The sequence below is a fragment of the Mobilicoccus pelagius NBRC 104925 genome, from assembly GCF_000247995.1.
In the GTDB taxonomy this organism is placed as follows: domain Bacteria; phylum Actinomycetota; class Actinomycetes; order Actinomycetales; family Dermatophilaceae; genus Mobilicoccus; species Mobilicoccus pelagius.
Genome location: NZ_BAFE01000014.1, coordinates 1 through 6,933 on the forward strand (window position 1 = coordinate 1; position 6,933 = coordinate 6,933).

Genomic DNA, 6,933 nt, shown 5'->3' on the forward strand with positions numbered 1-6,933 from the left:
ACCTCCACACGCACGTCGTCATCAGCAACAAGGCCAAGACCGTCCTCGACGGGAAATGGCGCTCGCTTGACGGCAGACCGATGCACGCCGCCGTCGTGGCGCTGTCCGAACTACACGAAGCCGTGTTCGCCGACCACATGACGCGCACCTTCGGCGTCTCCTGGGAGGCGCGCGAGATGGGCCGCGACCGGAACCCAGCGTGGGCGATCACCGGCGTGCCAGAGGAACTGATCGCCGAGTTCTCCACACGCGCCCGTCACATCGATGTCGAGACCGACCGCCTCATCGCCGAGTACGTCGCAGCGCACGGACGACGCCCGACACCGGCAGCCATCATGAAACTCCGAGCCCAAGCCACACTCGCGACCCGCCCCGAGAAGCAGGTCCGATCCTTGGCTGACCTGACCGCCGAGTGGCGGGAGCGCGCCACGAAGACGCTGGGGCGGGACGCGACAACGTGGGCACGCGAGGTCACCGACAACGACAAGCCGCTGCTCCTGCGCGCGGACGATGTGCCACTCGACGTGATCGGCGAGATTGGGCGTTCAGTGGTCGAGGTGGTCGGTGAGAAGCGCTCGACCTGGCGACGCTGGAATCTCATGGCCGAGGCATCCCGGGAGACGATGGGCTGGCGGTTCGCCACCATTCAGGACCGGGAAGCCATCGTCGCGATGGTCGCCGACGCCGCCGAGCTCGTCTCGCTCCGCCTGACGCCACCTGAACTCGCCACCTCGCCCGTTGTGTTCCGTCGCCCCGACGGCACCTCAGTGTTCCGGCCGAAGAGCTCGACCGTGTTCACCTCCGAGTCCCAGCTCGCGGCCGAGGACAGGCTCCTCGAACGCGCCGCCAACCTCAGCGCGCCGACTGTGCCGCTCACGACGGTCGAGAAGATCACGCGCAACCCCGACGCGGATGGCCGGATGCTCGGCGACGACCAAGCCGACGCCCTGACCCGCATCGCGGTGTCAGGACGCCTCCTCGATGTTCTCGTCGGCCCCGCCGGGGCGGGCAAGACCACCGCCATGAACGCACTCCGCCGCGCATGGGAAGCCGAACACGGGCCCGGCTCGGTCGTCGGCCTCGCCCCGTCAGCGGTCGCCGCACAGGTCCTCGCCGACGACCTCGGAATCGCGACCGAGAACACGGCGAAGTGGTGGCAGAACCACCTCATCCACGGCACCACCTTCGAAGCGGGCCAGCTCGTCATCATCGACCAAGCCTCCCTCGCCGGCACCCTGTCCCTGGACCGCATCACCCACCTCGCCCAGGACGCGGGCGCGAAGCTGCTACTGGTCGGCGACTACGCCCAACTGCAATCCGTAGACGCCGGCGGAGCGTTCGCGATGATCGCCAGAGACAGAGCGAACAGACCCGAACTGGTCGACGTTCACCGCTTCGCACACGCCTGGGAGAAGACCGCCTCACTCGAGCTACGCCACGGACGTACCCAAGCCATCGACACCTACCTCAGCCACGAGCGCATCACCGACGGCGACGGCGAGGCCATGACCGATGCCGCCTACAACGCATGGCGCGCCGACCGGGACGCCGGACTCGTCTCGGTGCTGATCGCCGAGACCCATGAGGACGTGACCACGCTGAACGGTCGCGCCCGTGCCGACCTGATCCTCAACAAGACGCTGAACCCCGACCGCGAGGTCGAGCTGCGCGACGGCACCGCCGCAGGCGTCGGCGACACCATCATCACGCGACAGAACAACAGGAACCTCCGCACCCTGGCCGGGCGGGACTGGGTGCGCAACGGTGACATCTGGACCGTCACCGCCGTCGGCGACGACGGGACCATCACCATCGCGCGCGACTACGGGACCGGCACCACTGTGCGCGACGACGGAACCATCAGGGCTCGCAGGCGTGGACGCAGGTTCGGCGGCAGTATCGTGCTTCCAACGTCGTACGTGGCCGAGCATGTCGATCTCGGCTACGCAGTCACCGCGTACCGCGCGCAAGGCGTCACGACGGACACCGCGCACGTCCTGGTCGAACCGACCTCGACGAGAGAGACCTTCTACGTCGCGATGACCCGAGGACGGCACGCAAACCACGCCTACGTGACTCTCGACCGCGCCGACGACCACGCGCAGCCACACCCTGGTGATGACCCACATGCCACTGCGCGGAGCGTGCTGTACGGCGTTCTGCAGCACAGCGGGGCCGAACTCTCGGCGCACGAGACCATCGTGGCCGAGCAGGAGCAGTGGGGCTCGATCGCTCAGCTCGCCGCCGAGTACGAGACCATCGCCGCAGCGGCCCAACACGACCGCTGGGCCACCCTCATTCGCAACTCTGGGCTCACCCACGAACAGGCCGAGAGTGCCATCGAGTCCGAGGCGTTCGGCCCGCTCACGGCTGAACTTCGCCGAGCCGAGGCCAACCATCACGATGTCGATGCCCTCCTGCCGCGCCTCGTGGCCGTGCGCGGATTCGGTGACGCCGAAGACATCGCCGCCGTCCTCCACTACCGGGTCGAGCGGGCGACCGCACGTCCCGCAGGATCAGGCCGGACCCGCAAGCCATCGCGACTCATCGCGGGCCTCCTCCCACAGACACACGGCGTCATCGACGCCGAGATGCGAGCAGCCCTCGACGAGCGAGAGGCGCTGATCGAGGCGCGCGCTGAGGCCGTACTCGACGACGCCCTGACCGAGTGCGCACCGTGGACGAAGGCTCTTGGAACGCCGCCCAACGACCGACGACGAGCCGCAGCCTGGCGCAAGTCCGCACGCGCGATCGCCGCCTACCGAGACCGCTACCGCGTCATCGACGACACGCCTCTCGGCGCGCCACCCGAGTCGGCCGCCCAGACGATCGATGCCGCGAGGGCGCGCGCCGCGCTCGACAAAGCGCGAGTCGCCGCTGAAGTCCCGGATGATGCTCATGTGGCTCGGAGCCCGTCAAGGGGCGGTCCGTCGCGGGCACTGTAAGGCCAGTGGCGGCTCCAGGGTGCGGACGGTCAAATGTCGGCGCGGCCAAGTAGCCTCGGAGCCACACGCCAGTAGACTTGAACCCACATGACGACACACGGCTGAAGGAGGCGGGACGATGGCGCGCGCTGATCTACTCCTAGACCTCGTCGAGGCCGAACGCCGCGGTGATCGGGAACGCTTCAAGGTGTTGGTTGAGTCCGTCATCGCCGAAGAGCGCGCCAACCAGCATCATCTTCTCGCTGATCGGCTCTCGCAACTCATCACAACGACGGGGCAGGGACCCGTCCGTGACGACCGAGCAGCGGCGATCCGCGATCTCGTGCATGAGGTCGTACCGAACCGTCGGCTGCATGAACTGGAACTTGCGCCGGTCCCGCAGCGCGTCGTTACCGAACTGATCGAGGAGCAGAAGCGCGCGGAGCTCCTGCGTAGTTACGGTATTGAGCCGCGCAACCGCCTTCTGCTGTCCGGTCCGCCTGGAAACGGCAAGACGAGCGTGGCGGAAGCGATCGCGGCAGAGCTGATGCTTCCCTTCTACGTGATCCGCTACGAAGGTGTGATGTCGAGCTTCCTCGGGGAAACGGCCGCACGGCTTGACAACGCGTTTGAGTTCGCGCGGACTCGCCGTTGCGTGCTGTTCTTCGACGAACTGGACACCATCGCCAAGGAGCGAGCGGACGAGCACGAGACCGGCGAGATCAAGCGGGTGGTTTCGACACTGCTGCTCCAAATCGACAGACTGCCACCCCACGTGATCTTCATTGGCGCAACCAACCACGGCGAGCTGCTGGATCGGGCGGCATGGAGACGGTTCCAGATTCGGACGGAGTTGGGAGCTCCTAGCCGCGCACAGGCGACGCGATTCCTCGAACGTCTTGCTGAACGACTCGGAGGCGACCTCGGTTTCGCTCCTCGGACGCTCGCCGACAAGTTGGCCGGGGCGAGTTTCGCCGAGTTGGAAGAGTTCGCACTTGATGTGCGCCGCCGTGCAGTGCTGGAACTCCCGGATGACAACATCCGCCGGATCGTGCAAGAACGGCTTGAACACCGCCGAGGTCAGGCGGCAGGGTGACGGTTGAGCGTAAACCGCTCCTCGCGTTCGGACCAGCGGAGGTTGTGGCGCGGCCTACTCAGACGCCGCGTGATCTTCCACGCCTGGCAAAGCCGGGCGCCGGGCGACAAGGTGAACGACTGACTCCTCAGTTCAGGGACTTGGCCGCAGCTTTCGAAGCCGAACGTGCCCGTCTGAGCGCAGACACCCCAGAGGAGATCGACCCCGCACTCGTGGTCGTGTTTGATCTGGCGGGAAGCATCAAGGACTTCCGCAACGCAATCAACCGGATCGATGGCCTGGAGTTTCTGTCTGAGCTTCTCGGGGATCAATCTGACCCAGACGACGATTTCCACATGACGGAGCGTGAAGCTGGACGGACAGACAAGCGCGTCACGCACTCGCTGTACCTGGTCATGTCCAACACCAAAGCGATCGACGAACTACTCCGCCTCTTCGCTCAATGGCAGGCCGACCCGTCCGCGTCGTTCGAGCACGGGCTCGGCAAGTTCAAGACGGCCTTCCAGCAACTGACAGCGATACGTCGGTGGGGCGCTGAGGATCGCATCCGTGAGACTGGTCTACGAGAGCGCTGGGAAGAGACTCTCAGCATGGTCGGCCAGTCGGTCAGCACCGTCCTCGTCGAAGTCGAACTCTGGCACAGGCGTGATGCCGCCCAGCGTGCGGCTGCCGAGGCGCACGTCGAGGAAGTCATCACTTCCAGCGCCGGTCGAGTCTTGGATCGCTCGCAGATCGGAGAGATCGAGTACCACGCGCTCCTGGCTGAACTCCCGATCCAGCAGGTCCAGTCCGTGTTGACCAACGGAGCTTCGGCCATTCGGCTCCTCACGACTGATGACGTCATGTTCGTCAGCCCCTTCACCCCGATGAGCGTTGCGCCAGGGACGCTTGAGCCAGTTGCTCAAACCCAACTTGCTCGCAGCGACAGAATCGAAGGCAAGCCTCGGATCGCGCTGCTCGACGGGCTGCCGTTCACCAACCACGACGCGCTCCAAGGTCGGCTCTCGATCGATGACCCCGATGAGATCGGTGAGAACTACCCCGTCGCGGCGCGCCACCACGGAACCGCCATGGCGTCACTCATCATTCACGGCGACCTCACTGATGGCGGTCCACCGCTTGATCGTCCGCTCTACGTACGACCGATCCTGCAGCCCCACGAGTCCATGCCTGGGCACGAGCAGGTAGTCCCAAATCGTCTGCTCACCGACGTCCTTCACCGCGCAATCAGACGGATTGTGAAAGGCGAGGGGAACCAACCTGCCGCAGCGCCCAGCGTCCGTGTTGTGAACCTGTCCATTGGCGCGCAGACGCGAGCACTCACGCGCCGAATGAGCCCCGTCGGGCGCCTGCTGGACTGGCTCGCCCACTCGTACAATCTGCTGTTCGTCGTCAGCGCGGGCAACCACACCGACGAGTTCACGATCCCCGCCGCTGCCGCGCACGACACCGAGGCCGCTCGCCTGGCTGCAATGCGGGCCGGCTTCGAGACGGCGCTGCTGCGCGGCATCCTTCCGCCCGGCGACGCCCTGAACGCCCTCACCGTCGGCGCCACGCACTCAGACGGCCTCGGTGAGATCGAGGTTCCGGACACGGTATGGGACATCACCCACCCGGACGCTCCCGCACACTATGGGTCTGTTGGGCCCGGTGTCGATCGGTCGGTCAAGCCGGACCTTCATCACTCCGGAGGTCGCGCCCTCTACACGCGCCCCATCGTCCTGCCCGGTCAGACTGACGTTGCCGTCGGCCTGGCTCATACCGCCGCGACGGGACCCGGCTTGCAGGTGGCCGCTCCGGGACGAGGCGGTGCTACCAACAGCACGGTGTTCACGAACGGCACCAGTAACGCGACCGCGCTCGTCACGCGTGAAGCCAGCAGGCTGTTTGACCTCCTTGAGTCCGACAACCGCGACCCCGAAGACGCACCGCTTCCTGATCCGCAATACCACCCGTTGCTCGTGCGTGCCCTCCTTGCCCATGCAAGCAGCTGGGGCGCCTGGGAGAACAGCCTGCGCAACGATCTTGGTCTCAATGGCCAGGACGCTCGGCGGCAGCTGACGGCTCTGCTCGGCTACGGTCGCCTCGACCTCAGCAGACTCGGCGAAGCCGCATCCAACCGAGCCGTCCTCGTTGCCGGCGGTCAAATCGCACGGAACGAGCGCCATACTTACGGCTTCCCACTGCCTCCCTCACTCCGAGCGAAAGCGGAATGGCACCGCTTCACCATCACGCTGGCATTCATGGCTCCAACGGTCGGCCAGCTCACTCGGTACCGCAGCGCCAAGGTCTACTTCAGCACGCCAGACACAACCCTGGCGGGTGGAGACCGAACCGATGCAGAGCACAACGCCGTGCGACGAGGCAGCCTTCAACACGAGATCGTGCAGGGCACCCGCTCGATGTCTTTCGTAGATGGCGATGCCTTCCCTATCCACGTCGAGTGCATGGACGATGCCCAACGACTCCGTGCCGGTAACACCATCCGATATGCGCTGGTCGTGTCGGCAGAGACTGCCGAACAGACATCAAATACGATCCACGATGAAGTTCGCGACAGACTGCGACTCCGCGCGCGCGAGCGTGCCCGTGATCGCATCCGCCCGTAGCGCGGTCTGAGACAGCGCGGCCTACAGCTGCCGCATTTCCCAAGCGCTGCTGACTGTGCGTTCAGGCATCAACAGAGATGCAGAACTCCCGCGCTCGACGTCGCGGGTCTCCAACGCGCGGTAGAGGTCAGCAGCATCGGTGATGACAGCGCAGTCCTTGTCGCGCAGCAGGCGGTGCGGCCCTGCGCTTGTTGCGCTGGTCACCGGACCGGGTACCGCGCCAACAATCCGCCCCAACTCTTGGGCTCGCTCTGCCACCTTCATTGATCCTGAGCGAGCTCCGGCCTCGACAACGACAGTCGCT

The 6,933-nt window shown here is 65.8% G+C and carries 4 protein-coding genes; 3 read left to right on the forward strand and 1 reads right to left on the reverse strand.

Translation table 11 applies throughout. The features are described from left to right. From MOPEL_RS03065 to MOPEL_RS03075, 3 genes are all read left to right on the forward strand, one after another. Positions 1-2,945, forward strand: a 2,945-nt coding sequence (locus MOPEL_RS03065; protein ID WP_009481392.1) for an AAA family ATPase, incomplete at its 5' end; no start/stop codon positions are given. Between the two features lie 118 nt (positions 2,946-3,063). After that, on the forward strand, positions 3,064-4,020 hold the full coding sequence (locus MOPEL_RS03070) for an AAA family ATPase (RefSeq protein WP_009481393.1): 957 nt from the start codon (positions 3,064-3,066) through the stop codon (positions 4,018-4,020). A 140-nt stretch (positions 4,021-4,160) separates the two neighbouring features. Then, a complete protein-coding gene (locus MOPEL_RS03075) occupies positions 4,161-6,629 on the forward strand; it encodes a S8 family peptidase (RefSeq protein ID WP_245544698.1) in 2,469 nt (822 codons plus the stop codon). A 21-nt stretch (positions 6,630-6,650) separates the two neighbouring features. Here MOPEL_RS03075 and MOPEL_RS16425 read toward each other — a convergent pair. After that, positions 6,651-6,933: DNA-processing protein DprA (locus MOPEL_RS16425; RefSeq protein ID WP_174270578.1), on the reverse strand; the 283-nt coding region annotated here is incomplete at its 5' end.